Here is a 21,455-nt window from a genome sequence, read left to right on the forward strand (position 1 = left end):
CGCCCGTGCCACGGACGGCTGCGAGGATCTCCGCCGGGGTTGCCGTGCCGGGCCCCGCCGTGGAGATCAGAATCACCCATCCGCGTGCCGACGCCCGGTGCGCCGTGAGTCTTCAAGGATGCAGCGATGAACACCCTGGACGCCCTCGACGCCCAGTCGCAGCGGACCGACGTGCCCAATTTCCGTGCCGGTGACACCGTCAAGGTGCACGCCCGAGTCATCGAGGGCAGCCGGTCCCGGGTCCAGGTCTTCGAGGGTGTCGTCATCCGGCGCCACGGAGCGGGCCTGCGGGAGACCTTCACCGTACGCAAGATCAGCTTCGGGGTCGGGGTGGAGCGGACGTACCCGATCAACAGCCCGGGTATCGACCGGATCGAAGTGATGGTCCGGGGTGACGTGCGCCGGGCCAAGCTCTACTACCTCCGTGAGCTGCGCGGCAAGAAGGCCAAGATCAAGGAGAAGCGCGAGAAGCGGGTCGGCTGACCTCCCGCTGACCGCGCCGACGTCGATCGTGGGGTGCCGAGCCGGCGAACGCCGACTACGCTTGCCGCACGGGCAGACGCGAGACGCGGCGACCCCGGCGACTGCCGGGGTCGCCCGTTCACCCCGCGCTTCGGCTCGCGGTGCCCGTCGCCGACCAGTGGGTGATGGCGCTGTATCTCGGGACCGGGGAGTTGCGTGGTGCGTAGGGTGGACGACGAGGACGATGTCGAACCGTGGCGTCGTCGGCCCCGCCGATCCCGCCGTACGCGTAAGCAGATGCCACTGTGGCAGGAGCTTCCGCTACTGCTGATCGTGGCGTTCTGCCTCGCGGTCCTGATCCGGACCTTCCTGCTCCAGGCGTTCTTCATCCCCTCGGGGTCCATGGAGGACACTCTGCTGATCGGCGACCGGGTCCTGGTCAACAAGATCGTCTACGACGTCCGCGATCCGGACCGGGGCGAGATCGTGGTGTTCCGGGGTACGGCGGCCTGGGCGCCCGAGGTCCGCGAGCAGGCCGATCCGGGGTTCGTGGCCAAGCTCGGCCGCACCATCGGAGACCTGGTCGGAGTGAGCCGCCCCGGCGAGAAGGACTTCATCAAGCGCGTGGTGGGGCTGCCCGGCGACCGGGTGCAGTGCTGCGACGACCAGGGTCGGGTGACCGTCAACGGTGCCCCGATCGACGAGCCGTACGTGCTGGAGAACTCCCCACTGGACGTACCGCCCAACCGCCAGGAATGCCGGTCGCGGCGCTTCGACGAGGTGGTGGTTCCGGCCGGCCAGATCTTCGTGATGGGCGATCACCGACTGGTGTCGCAGGACGCGCGCTGCCAGGGCCCGGTACCGATCGAAAACGTGATCGGCCGGGCCTTCGTCGTCGTCTGGCCGTTCGGGCACTGGAGTTCGCTGCCGGTGCCGGACACCTTCGACAAACTGCCGAAACCGGTGGCGGCTCCCGCCCCCGGAGAGGCGCCCACCGACAGTCCGCAAAACAGCGCAGACACGGGAGAAATGGCAATTGCTATGCCAATCTTGGGCTCTCTGCTCGTTACCGCGCGTTCCCGGCGCTCTCGCCGGACCCGGCATCGTAGGCTCCACCAGTGATTGACGAGCAGACCGACAAGTCCAAGCCCCGCAGTTCGTTCTGGCGGGAGCTGCCCATCCTGGTGGGCGTGGCTGTGCTGGTCGCGGTGCTGGTCCGGGCGTTCGTGCTACAGACCTTCTACATCCCGTCGCCGTCGATGGAGCACACGCTCGACATCTACGACCGGGTGCTCGTCAACAAGCTGGTCTACGATTTCCGCGCACCGCATCGGGGCGAGATCATCGTGTTCAAGGCACCCACCGAGTGGACAGGCAAACCCGAGGGTGAGGACTTCATCAAGCGGGTGATCGGAGTCGGCGGCGACCGGGTGGTCTGCTGCGACGCCGAGGACCGACTGATGATCAACGGTCAGTCGCTGGACGAGCCGTACATCTTCACCGAGAACGGGGTGCAGGACCCGGCGGCCGACGAGGAGTTCGACATCACCGTCCCGGAGGGGCGACTCTGGGTGATGGGTGATCATCGATCCGCATCCGGTGACTCGCTGGAGCACTGGCAGCAGAGCCGCAAGGACATCCAGGTGGCGACGATCCCGGAGGGCTCGGTGGTGGGGCGGGCCTTCACCGTCTTCTGGCCGGTCGGCCGGGCCACCTGGCTCTCCGTACCCGATTCCTACGGCGCGATTCCCAACCCGCAGGGCTGAGGCGTCGCGGTCGGCGCGCGGCCGGCGGCGGGCCGGACGCGGACGCGGTTAGGCTGACCGGGTGACCGTGTTCAGCCCCCGCCAGGCCGCCCGGGTGCTCCTGGTCGACGCCGACGGTCGGGTGCTGCTGTTCCACGGTTGGGATCCGGCCCGCCCCGAACACCGCTACTGGTTCACCCCCGGCGGCGGCCTGGACTCCGGCGAGACCCCGGCGGCGGGAGCCGCCCGCGAGCTGGCCGAGGAGACCGGCCTGCGGCTGGGGCCGACCGACTTCGGCGAGCCGATCTGGCAGGAGACCACCGAGTTCAGTTTCGCTGGCCAGTGGTACCGGCAGGAGCAGCACTTCTTCCTCGTCCGGGTCGCGGCCTGGGCGGTGGACACGGCCGGGTTCGACGCGGTCGAGCAGGCCACGATCGACACCCACCACTGGTGGGCGATCGGGGAACTGGAGCGGACGACGGAACGGTTCTATCCGACCGACCTGCCCGAGCTGTTGCGCCGGGCGCTGGAGAGCGAGTAGTGGTGCTGACCCCACCCCGTACCGTGATCCGCCGCGAGGGCGGCATCTACGCCATGGAGCGCGCGCTGCGGCGACGCGGCTTCCCACAGGTCGCCGGGGCCGACGAGGCCGGTCGGGGAGCCTGTGCCGGCCCGCTGGTGGCCGCTGCGGCGGTGCTGCCGGAGGGCCGGCGCGGCGAGATCGAAGGGCTCGCCGACTCGAAGCTGCTCACCCCGGCCACCCGGGAGCGGATCTACGCCGAGGTGGTGGCCCGGGCCTTGGCCTACGCGGTGGTGGTCATCCCGGCCGCGGAGGTGGACGCCCGGGGGGTGCACGTGTGCAACCTGGCGGCGATGCGCCGGGCGCTGGCCTCCCTCCCCGTGCTGCCGGACTACGTGCTGACCGACGGCTTCGGGGTGGACGGGCTGGGCGTGCCGGGGCTGGCGGTCTGGAAGGGTGACCAGGTCGCCGCCTGTGTGGCGGCGGCGAGCGTGCTGGCCAAGGTCACCCGAGACCGGATCATGGTGGAGTTGCACGACCAGTACCCCGGGTACGGCTTCGCGGAACACAAGGGATACATCACCGCCGAGCACAGCGCAGCACTGGAACGTCACGGTCCGTGTCCGGAACATCGCTTCTCGTACGTCAACGTCGCAACCGTCTCCGGACGGGTGGGTCGGCCGCCCCGGTCCCGGCGTCCGGCGCAGCTAGGTGGGTTCGAGTCGATGGCGCACGGGGGCCGGGCAGGGAGTACCGTCGGCGTGGCGTTGGGCGAGCGGCTACGGCCGTCAACGTTGGTGGGGGAAGATGTGGCCATGGAAGGCGGAGTGGGATGAGCGCGGAAGATCTCGAGAAGTACGAGACCGAGATGGAGCTGCAGCTCTATCGGGAGTACCGCGACATCGTTCGCCAGTTCTCCTACGTGGTGGAGACCGAGCGGCGGTTCTATCTGGCGAACCAGGTTGACCTGCACGTCCGCAACTCCGACGGCGAGGTCTACTTCGAGGTGGAAATGCACGACGCCTGGGTGTGGGATATGTATAGGCCAGCGCGCTTCGTGAAAAATGTCCGAGTAATGACCTTCAAGGATGTCAACGTCGAAGAACTCGAAAAGCCGGACATCTCCCTTCCCGCTGATTCTGGATTCGGCGGTTGACGATCACCGGCATTTCGATGGCCCCGGGAACCGCCGGCTGACCGCCGCCCCCTGACGGCGGACCATCCGGCAGCCGGAGCTGTAGCCAGACGCAGGAAAGGACCGGCGGGGTCGACCGCCTAGTGGTCCTCGGTGACCACGACCTCCACCCGCTGCACCAGATTGTTCGCGAACCCACCACGGTTCCACGGCTGCTCGACCGGCTGGGTACGCCCGGACGCGTCGGTGGCCCGCGCGCCGAGCGTGTACCGGCCCGGGGTCGCCGGCCACTCGTACCGCCAGCGGCGCCACGCCCAGTGCTCGTCCACGATCGGCTCAGCTGCGGCGTACTCCCGCTGCCCCGCCGAACCCGGGGCGGATCCGCTCGCCGGTTCCTCCGCCCCGGTGCCCGGTTCGAGGGTGGCCGGGGCCCAGCTCTGCCCGCCGTCCGTGGTCACCTCGACGGCGGTCACCGGAGCGTGCCCCGACCAGGCCCGGCCCTCCAGCGTGCACAGTCCGGGGCGTAGCACCCGGGTCCGGGACATGAAGTCCGGGAAGCCGGGCGGCTGGACCAGGGCCCGGGGCTCGATCCGGGTCACCGGAACGCCCGGGTCGTCCGCGGAGGTGCGCAGCCGGTAGGCCACCGCGTTCTGGTAGCCGTCGAACTCCCGGTCCAGCACCGTGATCCGGGTCAGCCACTTGACGTGTGCCATGCCGTACCAGCCGGGCACCACCAGGCGCAGCGGGGCACCATGCTGTGGGAGCAGAGGGAGACCGTTCATCTCGTACGCCAGCAGCACCTCCTCGCGCAACGCCTCGGCCAGCGGCAGCCCACGCTGGTAGTCCTGCTCGACGCCGCGCTCCACCCCGTGGTCGGCGCCGGTGAACACCACGTCCACGGCGTCCTCGGCGAGCCCGGCCTCCCGCAGCAGTGGAGCGAGCGGGGTACCGGTCCATTCGGCGGTGCCGACCGCCTCGGAGAGCCACGGCTGGCTGACCGGTCGCGGCGTCAACAGGGCCCGGCCGTTACCGGCACACTCCAGGGTGACCCGCCGGGTCACCCTCGGCCGCTCCCGCAGGGCGGCGAGATCGAGAGTCAGCGGGTGGTCGACCCGGCCGTCGACGGTGAGCAGGTGCCGGCCCGGATCCAGGTCCGGAATGTCGTAGTGGATGAGCAGGTAGTGCAGGCCCACCGGGGTGACGTCGTAGCGGAGCGCTTCCAGCGGCAGCGCGTGGTTGCGCGCGGCGAGCCCCAGCTCCTCGATGCTGATGCCCTCGTCGGGGTCGGCAACCCGGGAGGGCCGGCTCACATCGTCCACTGTGGTCATCGCCGCTCCGCTCCTCCGTCGTCCCGGCGGCGGGTGGGGACCGCCTCCGCTCGTCCAGCCTAGGCGAGCAGGATGAACCGAGGCGAAGCCGCCCAGCTCACGGGGGACGCTGCTCACGGGCGGACGCTCGCCCGTCACGAGCCGCGAGCCACGAACCGCGATTCCGTGGTCCGGCACGGAACCGAGCGAGCCACGAGATTGCATAGCAGATCATCGTGGGACGTGGGGGTTTTCCACAGCCGTGCTGGTTGTGCACAGCCCGCGAGTCGGGGCGTTGTGCGGGACCGCGCGGGGCGCGACGCTGCACGACCATGACGAGAAGATGGTCCGGCGCGGGACCGGCGCTCCTGCTTCCGGTAGTGCTGCTGGCGCTGGCACCGACACCCACGGTCGAGGCAGCACCGAGCGACAGGTCGATCCGGGGCGCGGGTACCCCGGCCCTGGTCGCTGCTCTGCCCCGTCGGCCGCCGTCGACGTCGCAGCCGGTGTCGGTGCTGGTGCCGCCGCCGCAGCTGGTGTCGGTGCCCGGGAGGTTCCGGTGGCCGCTTGACGGGGTTCCGCCGGTCGTCCGCCGGTTCGACCCGCCGCCGCGACCGTGGGCGGCCGGGCACCGGGGCGTCGACCTGGCCGCGCCGTCCGGGGCCACCGTGCGGGCCGCCGGGCCGGGGGTGGTGTACTTCGCCGGGACGGTCGCCGGCCGTCCGCTGGTCAGCGTCGCCCATCCCAACGGGCTACGCACCACCTACGAGCCGGTGCGGCCCGGGGTGGCGACCGGCGACGAGGTGCGGGCCGGAGACCCGCTCGGCGTACTCCTGCCGGGCCACCGGGGCTGCGTGTCCGCCGGGTCGGCCTGCCTGCACTGGGGGCTGCGCCGGGGCGACGAGTACCTCGATCCCCTGCTGTTGCTCGGCCTCGGCCGGGTCCGCCTGCTACCGGTGACAGCAGGTCCTCCGGCCGGTGCCGTCGGGCGATGACACGATCCGGACCGTTGTTCAGGAGAGCCTGCCGAGCAGGCCCGGCAGGCGCTCGGCGAGCCGGTCGTACTCCTCCGCCCGGTTGTAGACCTGACCGGAGAGTCGCAGCCAGCCCCGGCCACGCCAGGGATTGACGTTGACCTCGGCGCCCAGCTCGTCGCTGATCCGATGGCGCAGCGCCACCGCGTCGGGAAAGGTGGTCGCGACCCCGGCCGGCAGCGGAAGAATCCGCATCGACACCGTCGGCCCGCCGGGGTCGAGCAGGTCGGCCGGCGCGACCCGGAGAGCTGTCCCGACCACCCGCTGCCCGTACGCGGCCAGTTCGGCGTTGTGTGCCCGCACCCGATCCAGCCCGAGGGTGCGAAGCGTGAACACGCCGACCGGTGCGGCGAGCCAGGCGGTGTAGTCGAGTGTCGCCTGCCATTCGACCCGGGAGGGAAAGCCGCTCTCCTGCTCCCAGGAGACGGCCAACGGTTCGATCCGGTCACGCCAGCGGGGCGCGACCACCAGCGCGGCGGTACCCCGGGGGGCGTAGCCCCACTTGTGCAGGTTGCCGATCCAGAAGTCGGCGTCGATGCTCTGCACCGGCGTCGGCAGCATCCCGGGCGCGTGTGCACCGTCGACGAGTACCGGGACGTCCCGTTCCCGGGCCACCGCGGCGATCGCCGCCACCGGAAACAGCCGGGCGGTCGAGGAGGTGAGCTGGTCGACGATGAGCAGCTTGGTACGCCCGGGCCGGATCCCGGCCCGGACGATCTCGACGATCTCCTCGTCCGTGGCGGTCAGCGGTACGGCGAGGGTGCGCCGGACGGCTCCGGTCCGGCGTGCCTCCCGCTCGACGGAGAGGGCGACCGAGCCGTACCCGTGATCGGTGTCGACCACCTCGTCGCCGGGTTCGAGCCGCAGTGACTGGAGCACGACGGCGGCACCGAGGGTGACGTTGCCGACCAGGGCCGTTCCGTCCGGGTCGGCACCGAGAAAGCCGGCCAGGTGTCGACGGGCGTGCGTGATCCGGTCGACGAGTCCACGGTTGAAGAACCGCATCGGGTTGGCCTCGGTCTCGTCGCGCAGCCGCTGCTGTGCGCGCTGCACGCCGATCGGCACCGCCCCGTACGAGCCGTGGTTGAGGTGGGCGACGCCGGGATCCAGCGAGAACAGCAGTCGTGCGCCGGGGATCGGCACGGGCGGCTGCGGCCCCGCGGTGCTCATTCGGCGATCGTAGCCCGGCGCCGATCGACCACCGACCGGGAACTGGGATCCGGGCGATGGCCACTGCGCCGCCCGGGGCCACTTCACCGGCCGGGGCCACTGCGCTGGCCGGGGCCACTGCACCGGCCGGCGGGATCGGCTCAGCTGGGGGAGTCGGCGCGCGGGTGTGCCTGGCGGTAGGCAGCTCGCAACCGCTCCACCGAGACATGGGTGTAGATCTGTGTGCTCGACAGCGTTGCGTGCCCGAGAAGCTCCTGCACCGTACGCAGGTCGGCACCGCCCTCCAGCAGATGGGTGGCCGCCGAGTGCCGCAGCCCGTGCGGGCTGATCCGGGGCAGGCCCGCCGCGCGGGCGTAGTCGGCGACGATCCGGCGTACCACAGTGGGTTGGAGCCGCCCGCCGCGTACCCCGAGCAGCAGCGCGGTACCGCTCTCCGGGCCGGCCAGGCGTGGCCGGCCGATCCGGAGCCAGTCGTCGAGTGCCCGCTGTGCCGGCAGCCCGTACGGCACCGTGCGTTCCTTGGCGCCCTTGCCCAGGACCCGGACCACCCGCCGGGCCGGGTCGACGTCGCCGAGATCCAGCCCGCACAGCTCACCGACCCGGATACCGGTTGCGTAGAGGAGTTCGAGCACCACCCGGTCCCGTGACGATTCCGGCGACCCGGCCTCGCCGGGCGCGTCCACCAGCTCGCTGGCCTGGTCGGGCCGGAGCACGGACGGCAGTTCCCGGTGCGCCCGAGGGCTGGCGAGTTGCGCGCCGACGTCGGCGTCCAGCAGCCCGGTCCGGTACGCCCAGCCGGTGAAGGTACGGGCGGACGCGGCGCGACGAGCCAGCGAGGCGCGGGCTGCCCCGAGAGTACGCAGTTTCGCCAGCCAACTTCGCAGCATGCCGATGTCGAGTTCTCGCGGCTCGGCGCAACCCATCCGGTTGGCATGGTCGAGCAGTGACACCACGTCTGCGACGTACGCCCGGACGGTGTGCGTCGACCGGTTCTCGACCGAGGCGAGGTGCTGGGCGAAGTTGTCGACGCTCTCCCGGAAGGCCGGTGTCAGGGCCTCATGCCGGGCGCGGGTGGTTCGACTGGGCTCGCTCATCACTGCGACGGTGGGCCCCGAACCTCGGTTACGTCAAGCCGGCTCGCCGCAGCTCACACCCCGCCACCGGTGCTCCCCGCCCACCCCCGGTGGCTTCACGCCCGCCACCGGTGCGCCACACCCGCCACGCGCGCTCACAACAGCTACCGGTGCTCACCGGCCAGCTGGCTCACCCGCAACATGTGCTCCGTCCGGTCGAGTGGACGCTGTGCGTGCGGACCGGGTCGCCGCCGGTGCGAGAAGGTACCCGTCGTCGCGGCGGAGCACCAGGCCGAGCTGCTCCAGCAGGGAGAGCTTGCGCAGGGTGGTACGCAGCGCGAGTCCGGTCCGCGCGGCGAGAGCGTCCGCACCGAGTGGGCCGCGTCGCGGAACCGACTCCAGGATCAGCGCGGAGTCGTCGTCGAGCCCGTCCTGCGGCCTTTCCGGACCACGAACCGGCGGTGCGAGGTCGGCACCGATCCGCCCCACCTCCTCCAGCACGTGCGGGACGCCGGTGACCAGTCGCGTCTCGGAGTATTCGCGGAGCAGTTCGTGCGCCCCGACCGACATGGCGGAGGTGACCGGCCCGGGAACGACCATCGCCGGTCGCTTCATGGCGATCGCCCGACGCAGCGTCTGGGTCGCGCCGCTGCGCGCCGCCGCCTCGACCACCAGGGTGCCGACGGTCGCGGCGGCGATCACCCGGTTGCGGATCAGGAACCGGGGCCGCAGCGGCTCCGACCCGGGGGGCCATTCGCTGACCAGCAGGCCCACCTCGGCGATCCGGTCGAAGAGAGAGGTGTTTCCGACCGGGTAGGGCCGGTCGACACCGCAGGCGAGTACCGCCACGGTCAGGCCACCGGCGTTCAGGGCGCCCCGGTGCGCCGCCGCGTCGATGCCGAACGCACCGCCGGAGACGACGGTCCAGTCCCGCTCCGCCAGGCCGAAAGCGATCTCGGTGGCGACGTGCAGCCCGTACGGGGTGGCCGCCCGGGACCCGACCACCGCCACCGATCGTTGCAGCGCCTCCCCGAGCGGCCAGGCCCCGCGTACCCAGAAGCAGAGCGGCGGGGCCGTCTCCTGGTCGACCCTGCGGTCGGCGCTGGGCAGGGTCAGCCGGTCCAGGCTGCTCAGCCGGGCCGGCCAGTCCGGGTCGGTGGGGGTCACCACGCGCGCACCGAGCCGTTCGGTCTGCTCCGCGGCGTCGAGAGCGACCTTCCAGGGATCCCCGGCGGCGAGCCGGGACTCGACAGTTGCCCGCAGCCGGTGGTCGGAGATCTTGCCGGCGAGCAGGCGGTGCAGCGCCCCGACCGCCCCGTACTGCCCTACCAGCCGGTACACCGCTCGGGTACCGGGCTCGAAGAGCCAGTTCAGAGCGATACGTGCCAGCCTGTCCTCGTCCATCGCCACCGCCTGCGCCAACTCAGGGACCGGTGGTACGCGATCACGGCCCGGGATAGCCGAAGTGGGGTGTACGGGGCTGGTCATGTGAGGCTCCCGGTGCGGAGTTGGGTCGCTTCGTCCACGTCTCCGGCGTCCGGGCGCTGCCTGCCGTCGAGGTCGGCGATGCTCCAGGCCACCCGGATCACCCGGTCGAAGCCACGGGCGGAGAGGACGCCGCTGTCGAGCAGTCGGCGCAGTGCGTGGGTGTCGTTCGCCGGCAGCCGCCACCGGGGATGCCGCAGCTGCGGGCCCGGCACCTCGGCGTTGACCCGCCAACCGCCGCCAGCCCAGCGGGCAGCGGCGGCGGCCCGCGCCTTGCAGACCCGTTCGGCAACAACGGCGGACGACTCGACGGTCTCGGCGGCCATCAGTTCCGCCGCCCGCAGCGGGTTCACCCGCACCTGTACGTCCAGCCGGTCCAGCAGCGGCCCCGAGAGCCGACCGAGATAGCGGCGGCGGGCCAGCGGCGTGCACTCACAGGAGATGTCGCCGGAGGGTTTCGCGCAGGGGCACGGGTTCGCCGCCACCACCAGTTGCACCCGGGCGGGATATTCGGTGCCACCACGAGCCCGGGCCAGCACGATCCGGCCACTTTCCAGCGGTTGGCGCAACGCCTCCAGCGCACCCCGGACGAATTCGGGAACCTCGTCCAGAAAGAGCACTCCGCGATGAGCCAGGGAAACAGCACCGGGCCGGGCCAGCCCGGATCCGCCTCCGACAAGCGAGGCGATCGTCGCCGTATGGTGCGGTGCCTGGAACGGCGGCCGGCGCAGCAGTTGCCCGTCCGGCGGCAGCAGACCGGCTATCGAGTGCAGCGCGGTCACCTCCAGCGCGCCCTCGTCGTCGAGTTCGGGCAGGATCGAGGGCAGCCGCTCGGCCAGCATCGTCTTGCCGGCCCCCGGTGGCCCGAACAGGGCCAGGTGATGACCGCCGGCGGCGGCCACTTCCACGGCACGCCGCCCGAGCCCCTGCCCGGCGACATCGGCGAGGTCGGGTCCGGGTCGGGGCGGCGTCGCCGGTGCAGTCGGCGGGTCGAGCAGCGGCGCGCCGTCCCGGATGAAGGCCACCAGCCGGTGCAGGGTGTCGACCGCCCTGACCCGTACCCCGGGTACGACCGACGCCTCGGCGGCGTTGTCGAGTGGTACGACCACCCGGGTTATGCCGGCCCGGGCCGCCGCCACGACCATCGGCAGTACGCCCCGGACCGGTCGTACGGTCCCGTCGAGGCCCAACTCGCCGAGCACGGCGACCCGGTCCAGCGGAGCGAGTGGCATCTCACCCGAACCGCCGAGTAGCGCCGCCGCGATGGCGAGATCGAAGGCCGAGCCGTGCTTCGGCAGGGTCGCCGGCAGCAGGTTGACGGTGATCCGGCGATTGGGCCAGCGCTGACCGGAGTTGACTATCGCGGCACGTACCCGATCCCGGGCCTCGTTGAGGGCGGTGTCGGGAAGCCCGGACAGTACGACGGTGGGCAGGCCGGTGGCCAGGTCGGCCTCGACCTCGACGACGTGCCCGGTGACCCCGACCAGTCCTACGCAGAGCACTTTGGCGTAACTCATCGGCGGGGCCCGGGGAAGCTGTCTCGCGGCATCGGCATGGTCTCGACCGTGCCCCGGACGCCCTCGACGCACCGGCCCGACATCCTCGCCTGTGGACAACCGAGGGCCCTGTGGACGACCGGACGATCAAGGCGTGATCGTGCTATGTGTGCCCACCGGCCGGTTCAGGCACCGCCAGCGGAGACGCAGGTACCCGTCCGGCCGCCCGTTCGAGTAGTTCGTGCAGGAGCGCGACCACCTCGTCCGGGGTGAATTCCATGGCGTGCTCGCCCACCGTGACCTCGAAGCTGCACCGCGTCGGGTCCGGCGCGGAGCGCACCCGCGCGAAGAGCTGGACGCCCTTCTCGGCGACCATCTCCGCCCCGGCCCGTTCGACGTCCTCTCCGGACGCGGGGAGGTGGACGTGGAAGATCGGCGTCTGGGGCGGGGCGGGCCAGGCCAGCGCCACTCCGTCGCTGTTGATCGCGCTGGCGATCGCGATCGCGTGCTCCCGGAACGCCGGCATCCGGGGCAGCAGCCTGTCCAGGCCGGCGAGGCCGGCCAGCGCCAGCGGCCAGGCGTCGTGGATGGCTCCGCCGAGCCGGCTCCGCCACACCGTCGCCTCGGCGATGGTCGCGGCGTCGGCGGCGAGGACGGCACCCCGGATGCCGAGCAGTGCCTTGTAGAGCGAGGTGTAGACGGTGTCGAACAGCCCGGCGATCTCCGCGAACGGTCGCTGGTAGTAGGTCTGCGCCTCCCAGATCCGGGCGCCGTCCAGATGTGCCGCCGCGCCTCGGGCCCGGACGGCGGCGACCTGCGCGCGCAGCTCGTCCCACTCGGGGAGCTGCCCGCCGATGTCCCGTTGCGGCAGCTCCCAGACCACTGCGGCCAGCGGCTCCCCGACCGCCGCCAGCGCGGCGTCGGTCATCAGCCGGTGACGGTCCCCGACCGGATGGAACCGCAACCCGTGCACGACGTGGTAGCCCCGCTGCTCCCAGACGTCCAGGTGGCTCTGCGGATGCGCGGCGAACGCGTGCCGGCCGCGACGTTCGGCATGGATCCGCAGTGCCACCTGCTGGGCCATCGTGCCGGTGGGGAAGAAGAGGGCCGACTCCGTACCGAACAGGTCGGCGATGCGCCGCTCCAGCCGGGCTACCGGTCCGTCGGGCCCGCCCGGTGGAGTGTCGTCGTCGACCAGGTCGAGCAGCTGCCGCAGGACCGCCCGGGGCATCCGGTGGATCGGCGAGTGCATGAACAGGGAGCGTCGGACCGACGGGGCGGTAGCGGCGTTGGCCTGGGGCTCGACCGAGGGCATGGCACGAGTCTGGCCTTGTTGCCAATCTTTGGCAACAAGGCCGAACGCTTGTCGGGCGTACTCAGAATGCCGATCGCAGGTGCTCGACGCGTGCCGGCCCGCTGCGCGCCGGGTAGACCTCGATCACGTCGAACCGGATCTGCTCCGGATGCACGCCGCTGGTCCGCAGCCATTCGGCGGCCAACTGACGCAACCGGCGTGCCTTGTTGCCCACCACCGCCTCGGCGGGTGTGCCGAACGCGTCGCCGCGCCGGGTCTTGACCTCACAGAAGGCGAGGACTTCCGCCTCCCAGGCGATGATGTCGATCTCGCCGTGGGCACATCGCCAGTTGCGGGCCACGACCCGCAATCCCGCCTCGACCAGGTGCCGTACGGCACACCGCTCCCCGTACGCGCCGACCGCCTGTCTCGCCGCTGTCATGGCTGGACCCTGGCTCCGGCCGACGCTCCCGGCAACCGTCGACCGCGATGGTTGTGGATATCAGGGGGTGCTGTGGACAACCGGACGATCATGCCCTTCGTCTGATATGCGAACCACTCGAACGGCCGGTGGCGATGCGGCCGACTGGCGGGCACCCGGGCAGGTCACATACGGTGCGTGGCCGTGGAGCAGCAACGCAACTATCCGGAAGAGCAGGGGTCCGGCTGGCGGGCCGAGGACCGTGGTTACCCCGACCAGCGATGGCCCGGCGTCGGCGAGGACCGTTACCCCGGTACGGATCAGCCGGCGGCCCCGGCCCAGCGCGGCGGCCCGGCATCCGACACCCCGTACGGCCAGCCTGCCGACGCCGGCACCGGGCGGTACGCCGACCCGACCCCGTTCGGCGTATCGGAGGGTGCCGGCAAACAGGCCCAGTACGGGCTGGACCCGCGTGGCAGGCCCCTGCCGGGCGGCGGGTACCCGGGGTTCGTGCCGGTGGGCGCTCCTGAACCCGCCCCGCCCTCGCTCGAGGTCCCGTTGCCGGGCTTCGCCGCCGCCCCGACCGGCAGCGGCGCCGGGTATCCGCCCGGTGGGTGGGCGCCGGATCCGACCGGCCAGCGCGATGCCACGGCGGTCGGCGCCGCTGACCTGCCCGGTCCGGTCCACTCCTCGGACGACACGAGCCGCCTCCCCGCCGGCCCGCTCGCCTCGGACGAGGGCTGGGGCGGTGGCCGGCACAGCGTCCCGGCCGCCGAGCCAGGACAGCCGGCTGTCACGGGCAACGATTCGGGGCACCCGTCCCTGCCCGTCGACCCGGGGCGGTCGCCGCTGTCCGGGTACCCGATCGTCCAACCGGCCCGTGGCAGTGAGACCGGGCGTGGCGGTGAAGCCGGCCGTGGCGGCGAGATCGGGCGTGGCGCTGAAAGCGAGCGCGGCGGTGAGGCGGGGCGTGGCGGCGAGCCCGGGCAGCCGGGGCAGCATGGGCAGGATGGTGAGGCCGGGCGGCCGGGACACGGCGCCGACCAGACTGGGGTACTGGACCAGCCGACCAACCTGGTGCCACAGATCGATCCGCGCGGCCCGGGTGGCGTACCGGGCGCTGCTGGTCCGTCGAGCCAGCCGGGTGAGCCGTTCGACCGGACGGCGACGCAGCGGCTGACCACGCCTGGAGCGCCGGGGCTGCTCGCGTCGGGGCTGCCGGCGTCGGGTCCGGCGGGATTGCCCGGAGGACTCGGCCTGCCGGCCGGCGACGGCGTGTACCGGACCCGGCGGCCCGCCCTGGCCGTGATCCTGGCGGTACTCGCGGTGATCTTCGAGGTGCCGGCCGTACGCCTGCTTCTCGACGGTGCGCTCGGCGATCCGGTCCTGCCGTCGGCGGTGCTCTCCGGGACGTTCCTGGTACTCGGGTTGCCGATCTTCGCCACCGGGCTGTACGGCCTCGCCACCAGCGCCGTCGCGCTGGCCGACCCGGCCCGGGCCTGGCTACGCCCACCGACCGGCTATCTGACCATCGGTCTCGTGCTCTTCGTCGCGGCGGCCCTCGCCGCTGGCTGACCGCTGACAGGGCACACCGAGCGGGCGAGAGGGCGCACCGTCGGGCGACAGGGCGACAGGGCGACAGGGCGACAGGGCGGGCGACAGGGCGACAGGGCGGGCGAGGCGCGACAGGGCGCACCGGGCTTGCAATCAGGCGTCGGTGGGCCAACGGGACGCCGGTGCCGCAACGGGTCGCAGCAGTGGAGAACGGGCAGCCCGTCGGCGGCGGCACCTGCTGTGCGCCGCAGGGTGTCGGCGCGGTCGGGCTGACCCGATTTGCCGATCGGCGGCGGTGGTGGGGGTTTGTGTGTTGCTGGGCGCGGCGGGGCGTACACTTGGCGATTGGCGACCGCCCCGCGCGGTCGACCTCGCGTGCCCTCTTCACGGTCCGTCCGTGGAGCGACGGCCCCCTGGTCCCGATTCTCGTCGGGTCCGTCATGGCCGGCGATCAGGCGCCAGGACGCCAGGCCGCCGGCCCGGCGTGACAACCAGGGACAACTGAGGAGTACCCCACCATGGCCGTAGTGACCATGCGCCAGCTGCTGGAGAGCGGTGTCCACTTCGGGCACCAGACCCGGCGCTGGAACCCGAAGATGAAGCGCTTCATCTTCACCGAGCGCAACGGTATCTACATCATCGACCTGCGCCAGACCCTCGACTACATCGAGAAGGCCTACGAATTCGTGCGCGGGACCGTTGCCGAGGGCGGCAGCATCCTCTTCGTGGGTACCAAGAAGCAGGCCCAGGAGGCGATCGCCGAGCAGGCGACCCGGGTCGGCCAGCCCTACGTGAACCACCGCTGGCTGGGCGGCATGCTGACCAACTTCCAGACGGTCTACAAGCGGCTCCAGCGGATGAAGGAGCTGGAGGCCCTCGGCGACCTGTCGGGCACCGCGCAGGGCTACACCAAGAAGGAGACCCTGCAGCTCTCCCGCGAGAAGGTCAAGCTGACCCGTACCCTCGGTGGCCTGCGGGACATGCAGAAGGTTCCGGCCGCGATCTGGGTGGTCGACACCAAGAAGGAGCACATCGCCGTCGACGAGGCCCGCAAGCTGGGCATCCCGGTGATCGCCGTGCTCGACACCAACTGCGACCCGGACGAGGTCGACTTCCCGATCCCGGGTAACGACGACGCGATCCGCTCCGCCGAGCTGCTGACCAGGGTCATCGCGGCGGCCGTCGGTGACGGTCTGATCGCCCGTTCCGGCAAGCGCCGTGGCACCGACGAGAAGCCCGAGCCGGGTGTGGTCGGCGCCGACGAGCCGCTCGCCGAGTGGGAGCGCGAGCTGATCGAGGACACCGAGAAGAAGGCGGCCGGCGAGGCGGAGCAGAAGGCCGGCGAGCCGGCGGGCGTCGCCGCCGAGTGACCGCTGTGTCGGGTACCGCCGGCTGGTCGTCGCAGCCGGCGGGCCCGATCCGGTACGAGGCACGGCGGACCCCGACGGGGTAGTCCGCAGAAGACCACGAATCAGCCGCGTTACACACCGAAGAGAGAGTCATGTCCAACTTCACCGCCGCGGACGTCAAGAAGCTCCGGGACCTCACCGGCGCCGGCATGATGGACTGCAAGAAGGCCCTCACCGAGGCCGAGGGCGACTTCGACAAGGCTGTCGAGGTCCTGCGCGTCAAGGGCGTCAAGGACGTCGGCAAGCGGGCCGGCCGGACGGCCGCCAACGGCCTGGTGGCGCACTCCGGCAAGGCCCTGCTCGAACTCAACTGCGAGACGGACTTCGTCGCCAAGAACAGCGACTTCATCGCCTTCGCGCAGCTCCTGGTGGAGCACGGTGCGCAGGCCGGAGTCGCCGACGCCGAGGCGCTGCTCGGCAGCACGCTGCCGGACGGCCGGACCGTCGCCGACGCCGTACAGGAGCAGTCCGCCAAGATCGGCGAGAAGCTGGTGCTCAACCGCTTCGCCGCGGTGGACGGGACCGCCGCGGTCTACCTGCACCGCAAGGCGCAGGACCTGCCGCCGCAGGTCGGCGTGCTGGTGGAGTACACCGGCAAGGCCGACGAGGCGGGCGACGCCGACGCGCGCGCGGTCGCCATGCAGATCGCCGCGATGCGTCCGAAGTACCTGACCCGGGACGAGGTGCCGGCCGAGACCGTCGCCTCCGAGCGGCGCATCGCCGAGCAGACCGCCCGCGAGGAGGGCAAGCCGGAGGCCGCCCTGCCGAAGATCATCGAGGGTCGGGTCAACGCGTTCTTCAAGGACTACGTCCTGATCGAGCAGGCCTCGGTCGCCGACAACAAGAAGTCGGTCAAGCAGGTGCTGGCCGAGGCGGGCATCGAGGTGACCCGGTTCGTCCGGTTCGAGGTCGGCCAGGCCTGAGCCGTCGCCACGGGCCCGGATCGCCGCGACCCAGGCCCTCGGCGCAGTCGACACGGACGGGAGGCCGCAGGTGTACGTGACGGACACCGCGGCCTCCTCGTCACGTAGGGTCAGCAGCGGCAGGTTGGCTGAACTGGGCGCCGGCGAACCGGCGCGGGAAAGGCGGGTCGGATGACGCAGGTTGTGAATGACCGGACCCTGGCGGCGGACGATCCGACAGCACCACCGCCCGGGCGGGCCCGCCGGGTGGTGCTCAAGCTCTCCGGCGAGGTCTTCGGCGGTGGGGCGATCGGCGTCGATCCGGACGTCGTCCAGGCCATCGCCCGGCAGATCGCAACCGTGGTACGCCGGGGCGTGCAGGTCTCGGTCGTGGTGGGCGGCGGGAACTTCTTCCGCGGTGCCGAGTTGCAGAAGCGCGGCATGGACCGGGCCCGGGCCGACTACATGGGGATGCTCGGCACCGTGATGAACTGCCTCGCCCTCCAGGACTTCCTGGAGAAGGAGGGGATCGAGACCCGGGTGCAGAGCGCGATCACGATGGCCCAGGTGGCCGAGCCCTACATCCCGCTGCGGGCCATCCGGCACCTGGAGAAGGGCCGCGTCGTGATCTTCGGTGCGGGCGCCGGCATGCCGTACTTCTCCACCGACACCGTCGCCGCGCAGCGGGCCCTGGAGATCCGCGCCGACGTGGTGCTGATGAGCAAGAACGGGGTGGACGGGGTCTACACCGCCGATCCGCGTACCGACCCCGACGCCAGCAAACTCGACAAGATCACCTTCTCCGAGGTGCTGCGTCGCGGCCTCCGGGTCGCCGACGCCGCCGCGTTCAGCCTCTGTGAGGAGAATGGCCTGCCGATGCTGGTGTTCGGCGCCGAGGGCGACGACACGATCATCCGGGCGGTCGCCGGCGAGCCGATCGGCACACTGATCACGACGTGACCGATCGGCACATCGATCACGACGTGAGTCGGGCAGGGTCCCGGGCCGACGGGTGGGGCCGGGTGGAGTATTTCGGGAGCAGTAGCAGCAGAGGGAGGCGAAGGAGCAGGTGATCGACGACACCCTCCTCGAGGCCGAGGAGAAGATGGAGCGCGCGGTCGAGCACGCCAAGGAGGAGTTTGGCGCCATCCGTACCGGGCGGGCCACTCCGGCGATGTTCTCCAAGATCATAATTGACTACTACGGCAGTCCGACCCCGCTGACCCAGATGGCCTCCGTCGGGGTGCCCGAGCCGCGGATGGCGATCATCAAGCCGTACGACGCGTCGCAGTTGCACGCCATGGAGAAGGCGATCCGCGACTCCGACCTCGGCGTGAACCCCAACAACGAGGGCACCCAGCTTCGCATCGTGCTGCCGCAGATGACCGAGGAGCGGCGCCGGGACATGATCAAGGTGGCCCGGCACAAGGGCGAGGAAGCCAAGGTGGCGATCCGGAACATCCGTCGTCGCGGCAAGGAGGAACTCGACCGCATCGTCAAGGACGGCGAGGCGGGCGAGGACGATGGCCGGCGGGCCGAGAAGGAACTCGACGACCTGACCCACAGGTACGTCTCCCACGTCGACGAGCTGGTGAAACACAAGGAAACCGAGTTGCTCGAGGTCTGATGTCCCACGTCGACCCCTACGGCGGTACCGCGGAGCCACGTGGCCGGCAGCGGCCGGAACAACCATCCGGCCCGGAGTGGTCCCGTGGCCCGGGGTACCAGGACGGTCCCTCGGGCCGACAGCGGCCCGCCGGCGACGACGACGCCTGGGCTCGGGCGCGGCACGGCGGTGCCGCGCCCGACGCCTATTCGGCCCCGACGGACTCGTATCCGGTCACCTCGGACGCCTATCCGGCCACCGCGGCGGCGTACCCGTCTCCGGCCGACGCGCACCGGCCTCCGACCGACACGTACCGGTCCGAGGCTGACGCGTACCGGCCGCCGGCCGACACCTACCCGGGCGGCGCACCGAACGGCTATCCGGATCCGGGCGCGGTCGGCGGCTACTCCGGCGCCGATCGGGGGCCGGACAGGGCGACCGCGCAGCGTAACGGTCAGCCGGGCGGTGGCGTACCAGATCCGGCGGGACAGTGGCGTGCTCCCGAGCCGGCCGACGGGCCGACGGGTTCCGAGCAGGACGCGGCGGCGTACCTCGATCGGACCGACCACCTCGGCGGCCGAGCCGTCGGGGCCGGTGCCGAGCCGGCGGCGGACGCCCCGACCAACCCGGTCGGCTGGCCGCTCGTCGATCCGCAACCGCAACCGCAGGCGGAATCGCAGTCGGAGCCGGAACCGCAGTTGCAATCGGAGCCGGGTCGCGATGCGGCGCCGCCGGCCCGGCCCGGCCGTGGCCGGCGTCGGGCGACCCGCTCCGGCAAGCCGGCCGGGCAGTCCCGGGCCGGCCGGAACCTGCCGGCCGCGATCGGCGTCGGGCTCGGGCTCGGTGCGGCGATCGTCGTGCCGCTCTTCCTCTTCCGGCCGGCGTTCCTGCTCGTGGTCGCCCTGGCGGTCAGCGTCGGCATCTGGGAGATGACCCGGGCGGTACGCCCAGCCGGGATGCGCCCGCCGCTCGTGCCGCTGATCGCCGGCGGACTCCTGATGGTGGGTCTGGCCTGGTGGGCCGGGCCGGACGCGCTCAGCCTGGGGCTGCTGGTGACGGTGCTGGCCACCATGGTCTGGCGGCTCGGGGACGGGCCGGCCGGCTACCAGCGGGACATGACGGCCGCCACCCTGATCGCGGTCTACGTGCCGTTTCTCGGCGGCTTCGCGGCACTGCTCGCCGCCGAGCCTGTCGACGGTGACCTGCGGGTGCTGGCCACCCTGGCCGCGGTGGTCCTCTCCGACACCGGCGGGTACGCCGCCGGGGTGGCCTTCGGCAAGCATCCGATGGCCCCGTCGGTGAGCCCGAAGAAGTCCTGGGAGGGTTTCGCCGGCTCGGTGCTGGCAGCCGCCGTCGGCAGTTCGCTGCTGCTGGCGTACCTGCTCGACGTGGAACTGTGGTGGGGCGCCCTCTTCGGGGTGGCGGTCTCGATCGCGGCCGTCCTCGGTGACCTCGCCGAATCCATGATCAAGAGGGACCTCAAGGTCAAGGACATGAGCAATCTGCTGCCGGGGCACGGCGGGCTGATGGACCGGCTGGATTCGATCCTCTTCGCGGTGCCGACCGCCTACCTGCTGCTGGCGATCTTCGCCCCGGCCGGCTGAGAGGCGAGATGAGCCCGCAGAACCGCGAGTCGCCTGCCTGGTCAGGGCCCCGCCACCTCCGGCCAGGTGCGTTGTCGCGCCGACGTGGGAGACTGGACAGGCCATGACGAGCCTGCCCTTGATCCAGATCACGCCGGACGATTCGCCCGGCTCACCGTCGCGTCGTGCGGCGATGCCGCCCCGACACCTCGCCGACCTCGACCTGCCCGCGCGACAGGCGGCCGTCGCCGAGCTGGGTGAGCCCGCGTTCCGGGCCCGGCAGGTCTCCACGCACTACTTCGGGCGGCTCGTCAGGGACCCGGCGCGGATGACCGACCTGCCGGCCGCCGCCCGGGAGCGGATCGCGGCCGAGCTGCTGCCGAGCCTGCTCACTCCGGTACGCGAGGTCGCCACCGACGACGGCGCCACCCGCAAGGCGTTGTGGCGGCTACACGACGGATCGCTGGTGGAGAGCGTGTTGATGGGTTACTCGGATCGGGTGACCGTCTGCATCTCCAGCCAGGCTGGCTGCGGCATGGCCTGCCCGTTCTGCGCCACCGGCCAGGCCGGGCTGACCCGGAACCTCTCCACCGCCGAGATCGTCGACCAGGCCGTCTACCTCGCCGGGGTCGCCGCTTCCGGTGTGCTCACCGGGTCCCCGTCCCGGCTGTCCCACGTGGTCTTCATGGGCATGGGCGAACCGCTGGCCAACTACTCGCGGGTCGTCTCCGCCGTCCGACGGCTGACCGCTCCGGCCCCGGAAGGGCTCGGCCTGTCGCAGCGGCACGTCACCGTCTCCACGGTCGGCCTGGTCCCGGCGATGCGCCGGCTGGCCGACGAGGGACTGTCGGTAACTCTTGCGTTGTCGCTGCATGCGCCCGATGATGAGCTGCGCGACGAACTGGTTCCGGTCAACCAGCGGTGGAAGGTTGCCGAGGTGCTGGAGGCCGCGTGGCACTACGCGGAGCGTACGGGGCGTCGCGTGTCCATTGAATACGCGATGATTCGAGATGTGAACGATCAGCCGTGGCGTGCCGACCTCCTTGGTCGGCTGCTGGCCGGTCGACTGACCCACGTGAACCTGATCCCGCTCAACCCGACTCCGGGGAGCCGCTGGGACGCGAGCCCGAAGCCGGTAGAGCGGGAGTTCGTCCGGCGGCTGCGCGCGGCCGGTGTCTCGACGACCGTTCGGGACACCCGGGGGCGCGAAATCGACGGTGCGTGTGGCCAACTGGCTGCCGCGGCGGTGACGCGGTGAG

The 21,455-nt window shown here is 71.7% G+C and carries 21 protein-coding genes; 14 read left to right on the plus strand and 7 right to left on the minus strand.

Annotation, left to right across the window (positions count from 1 at the left end):
- Nucleotides 1–126: 126 nt before the first annotated feature.
- From rplS to CLT71_RS31575, 6 genes are all read left to right on the plus strand, one after another.
- Nucleotides 127–483 (plus strand): 50S ribosomal protein L19, encoded by a 357-nt coding sequence (gene rplS, locus CLT71_RS31550; protein ID WP_101370307.1) that lies wholly within the window; start codon nt 127–129, stop codon nt 481–483.
- A gap of 195 nt (nt 484–678) precedes the next feature.
- Nucleotides 679–1,584 (plus strand): signal peptidase I, encoded by a 906-nt coding sequence (gene lepB / locus CLT71_RS31555; RefSeq protein ID WP_101370308.1) that lies wholly within the window; start codon nt 679–681, stop codon nt 1,582–1,584.
- Nucleotides 1,581–2,228, plus strand: a complete 648-nt coding sequence (gene lepB, locus CLT71_RS31560) for a signal peptidase I (RefSeq protein ID WP_101370309.1) — start codon at nt 1,581–1,583, stop codon at nt 2,226–2,228. Before lepB (CLT71_RS31555) ends, lepB (CLT71_RS31560) begins: the two co-directional genes overlap by 4 nt.
- Nucleotides 2,229–2,289: 61 nt before the next feature.
- Nucleotides 2,290–2,748: an NUDIX domain-containing protein gene (locus tag CLT71_RS31565; protein ID WP_101370310.1), complete on the plus strand. Its 459-nt coding sequence runs from the start codon at nt 2,290–2,292 to the stop codon at nt 2,746–2,748.
- Nucleotides 2,749–2,750: 2 nt separating this feature from the next.
- On the plus strand, nt 2,751–3,563 hold the full coding sequence (locus tag CLT71_RS31570; protein ID WP_101371958.1) for a ribonuclease HII: 813 nt from the start codon (nt 2,751–2,753) through the stop codon (nt 3,561–3,563).
- Nucleotides 3,560–3,883 (plus strand): DUF2469 domain-containing protein, encoded by a 324-nt coding sequence (locus CLT71_RS31575; RefSeq protein ID WP_007075222.1) that lies wholly within the window; start codon nt 3,560–3,562, stop codon nt 3,881–3,883. Before CLT71_RS31570 ends, CLT71_RS31575 begins: the two co-directional genes overlap by 4 nt.
- 119 nt (nt 3,884–4,002) lie before the next feature.
- Here the strand turns inward: CLT71_RS31575 and CLT71_RS31580 are convergent, their stop codons facing one another.
- The gene (locus CLT71_RS31580) at nt 4,003–5,190 is read right to left on the minus strand and encodes a sulfite oxidase (RefSeq protein WP_101370311.1); all 1,188 of its coding nucleotides are present in this window, start codon (nt 5,188–5,190) and stop codon (nt 4,003–4,005) included.
- A gap of 311 nt (nt 5,191–5,501) precedes the next feature.
- On the opposite strand from CLT71_RS31580, the gene CLT71_RS31585 reads away from it, so the two are divergent.
- Nucleotides 5,502–6,164 carry a M23 family metallopeptidase gene (locus tag CLT71_RS31585; protein ID WP_101370312.1) on the plus strand — a complete coding sequence of 221 codons (663 nt, stop codon included), beginning with the start codon at nt 5,502–5,504 and terminating at the stop codon, nt 6,162–6,164.
- A gap of 18 nt (nt 6,165–6,182) precedes the next feature.
- Here CLT71_RS31585 and CLT71_RS31590 read toward each other — a convergent pair whose 3' ends face one another.
- The 6 genes from CLT71_RS31590 to CLT71_RS31615 form a co-directional block, all read right to left on the minus strand.
- Nucleotides 6,183–7,373 (minus strand): aminotransferase class V-fold PLP-dependent enzyme, encoded by a 1,191-nt coding sequence (locus CLT71_RS31590; RefSeq protein WP_101370313.1) that lies wholly within the window; start codon nt 7,371–7,373, stop codon nt 6,183–6,185.
- A gap of 140 nt (nt 7,374–7,513) precedes the next feature.
- Entirely contained in the window at nt 7,514–8,467 is a 954-nt protein-coding gene (locus tag CLT71_RS31595; protein ID WP_101370314.1) for a tyrosine recombinase XerC, read from the minus strand.
- Between the two features lie 153 nt (nt 8,468–8,620).
- Nucleotides 8,621–9,850, minus strand: coding sequence for a DNA-processing protein DprA (locus CLT71_RS31600; protein ID WP_486483560.1), 1,230 nt, complete (start codon nt 9,848–9,850; stop codon nt 8,621–8,623).
- Between the two features lie 80 nt (nt 9,851–9,930).
- The gene (locus tag CLT71_RS31605) at nt 9,931–11,448 is read right to left on the minus strand and encodes a YifB family Mg chelatase-like AAA ATPase (RefSeq protein ID WP_101370316.1); all 1,518 of its coding nucleotides are present in this window, start codon (nt 11,446–11,448) and stop codon (nt 9,931–9,933) included.
- Between the two features lie 142 nt (nt 11,449–11,590).
- A complete protein-coding gene (locus tag CLT71_RS31610; protein WP_101370317.1) occupies nt 11,591–12,742 on the minus strand; it encodes a beta-eliminating lyase-related protein in 1,152 nt (383 codons plus the stop codon).
- A gap of 61 nt (nt 12,743–12,803) precedes the next feature.
- Nucleotides 12,804–13,163: a YraN family protein gene (locus CLT71_RS31615; RefSeq protein WP_101370318.1), complete on the minus strand. Its 360-nt coding sequence runs from the start codon at nt 13,161–13,163 to the stop codon at nt 12,804–12,806.
- 183 nt (nt 13,164–13,346) lie between these two features.
- Between CLT71_RS31615 and CLT71_RS38330 the strand changes: the two genes are divergently transcribed.
- From CLT71_RS38330 to rlmN, 7 genes are all read left to right on the plus strand, one after another.
- Nucleotides 13,347–14,717 (plus strand): hypothetical protein, encoded by a 1,371-nt coding sequence (locus CLT71_RS38330; protein WP_486483561.1) that lies wholly within the window; start codon nt 13,347–13,349, stop codon nt 14,715–14,717.
- 497 nt (nt 14,718–15,214) lie between these two features.
- A complete protein-coding gene (gene rpsB / locus CLT71_RS31625) occupies nt 15,215–16,066 on the plus strand; it encodes a 30S ribosomal protein S2 (RefSeq protein ID WP_101370319.1) in 852 nt (283 codons plus the stop codon).
- A gap of 131 nt (nt 16,067–16,197) precedes the next feature.
- Nucleotides 16,198–17,028: a translation elongation factor Ts gene (tsf, locus tag CLT71_RS31630; protein WP_101370320.1), complete on the plus strand. Its 831-nt coding sequence runs from the start codon at nt 16,198–16,200 to the stop codon at nt 17,026–17,028.
- A 171-nt stretch (nt 17,029–17,199) separates the two neighbouring features.
- Nucleotides 17,200–17,967 carry a UMP kinase gene (gene pyrH, locus CLT71_RS31635; RefSeq protein ID WP_101370321.1) on the plus strand — a complete coding sequence of 256 codons (768 nt, stop codon included), beginning with the start codon at nt 17,200–17,202 and terminating at the stop codon, nt 17,965–17,967.
- 109 nt (nt 17,968–18,076) lie between these two features.
- A complete protein-coding gene (gene frr / locus CLT71_RS31640) occupies nt 18,077–18,634 on the plus strand; it encodes a ribosome recycling factor (protein WP_101370322.1) in 558 nt (185 codons plus the stop codon).
- Nucleotides 18,634–20,217, plus strand: coding sequence for a phosphatidate cytidylyltransferase (locus tag CLT71_RS31645; protein WP_101370323.1), 1,584 nt, complete (start codon nt 18,634–18,636; stop codon nt 20,215–20,217). Before frr ends, CLT71_RS31645 begins: the two co-directional genes overlap by 1 nt.
- A 103-nt stretch (nt 20,218–20,320) precedes the next feature.
- Nucleotides 20,321–21,454, plus strand: coding sequence for a dual-specificity RNA methyltransferase RlmN (rlmN, locus tag CLT71_RS31650; protein ID WP_101370324.1), 1,134 nt, complete (start codon nt 20,321–20,323; stop codon nt 21,452–21,454).
- The last annotated feature ends 1 nt before the right edge of the window (nt 21,455 follow it).

The sequence above is a fragment of the Plantactinospora sp. CNZ320 genome (assembly GCF_002846275.1).